Here is a 1,184-nt window from a genome sequence, read left to right on the forward strand (position 1 = left end):
ATGAAACGTCGTCCATTCCTATTCGGTGCTACTGGTGTTGTGGGATTGTCTGGGTGTCTTGGAACGCAAACCGGTGATATCCAACCTGAAGGCGATCCTACCGAAATTCCTAGTGAGTTCGTCTGTGAGAACAGCGAATTCAATAGACATGTCAAGCCGTATGATTTGGATCGCCTCAGATGGGGTGACACTGAGGACGAATCACTTCGAGTGAACGGACTCTCGTTCAACTATGGGGAAACTACTGAGATCAGCTTACCTGCTAACGAACGAGGTACTAGTGACTCATTCAACTTCGAGATATACACCGAGAACGGGTGGCGCGATGTGCGTGGGACAACAGACGGGAGTGACATCACCTACACCGATGAAGATGTCAGTGGTGGCCACACGTGGGAAATCGAATTGACTGAAGATGGGATCATCTCCGCAAGTAATGATTCAATGCCCCTCGAAGTTTGTCCTAATCTCGTTTCCGGCCGCTATCGGTTCGTCTTCTGGGGGTTAATTGGCGACGCATCTGTTGCAGTCAGTTTCGACATTGACGTGTGAATAAACTACACTGAGTGGTTCGTAAATACTCTGTATGGACCAGAACCCAGTTCAGATATATCACTTTCTGAGGATTTCAAAAAAGCCGCTTTGTTGGATCAGCAGATTCTCGAAGTACTCGGCGTGCTCCTCCCAAGAAGTCGCTATTCGCCGACACTGTTGAGCGCGCTGTTCAGCTCGAAGAGCTCGCGGACGACATCGCTGTCCGCGACCCGGTACCGGCGCGGTGACGTGTCCGGAACCTCCTCAATGAGTTCAACCTCACACAAGAGGTCGGTGTAGTTCCCGACCGTCTGACGCGTTACGCCGGCGTGCTCTGCGAGTTCAGTCTTGTTGAACTCGCGGTTCGGCGGAAGATCGAGCAACGCGTCTACGAGAATCGGGATCGCATCGTGTTGCGTGAGATAGAGCCACCCGCTCGGGTGTTCTTTCCGGAGTTCCTTCTTCGCTCCGCGGTCATCCGCGTGCTCCATACTGCTCATACGTAGAAACATCATCTGGGAGTCTATAAGTGTTTCCGCTACTGTTAACAGCCATTAACAGCATTTATATACAAGTGGATTCATTCCGGCGATATGGAGAAGCCGTCGGTGAAGTGTGCCCTCCTGGCGACGATGATAGCGAAGCACAAG

At 51.6% G+C, this 1,184-nt stretch carries 2 protein-coding genes; one reads left to right on the top strand and one right to left on the bottom strand.

Going from position 1 to position 1,184, the window contains the following annotated elements; all coding sequences use genetic code 11:
• A partial coding sequence (locus U4E84_RS17980; RefSeq protein WP_345785523.1) for a hypothetical protein occupies positions 1-552 on the top strand: 552 nt, incomplete at its 5' end.
• Between the two features lie 143 nt (positions 553-695).
• Here the strand turns inward: U4E84_RS17980 and U4E84_RS17985 are convergent.
• Positions 696-1,034 carry a hypothetical protein gene (locus U4E84_RS17985; protein ID WP_322533437.1) on the bottom strand — a complete coding sequence of 113 codons (339 nt, stop codon included), beginning with the start codon at positions 1,032-1,034 and terminating at the stop codon, positions 696-698.
• Positions 1,035-1,184 lie beyond the last annotated feature (150 nt).

It is taken from the genome of Halorubrum sp. AD140 (assembly GCF_034497445.1).
GTDB lineage: Archaea > Halobacteriota > Halobacteria > Halobacteriales > Haloferacaceae > Halorubrum.

Coding starts and splice junctions, on each gene's coding strand:
- U4E84_RS17985 (WP_322533437.1), bottom strand. CDS start 1,034: ATGAGCAGTATGGAGCACGCGGATGACCGCGGAGCGAAGAAGGAACTC.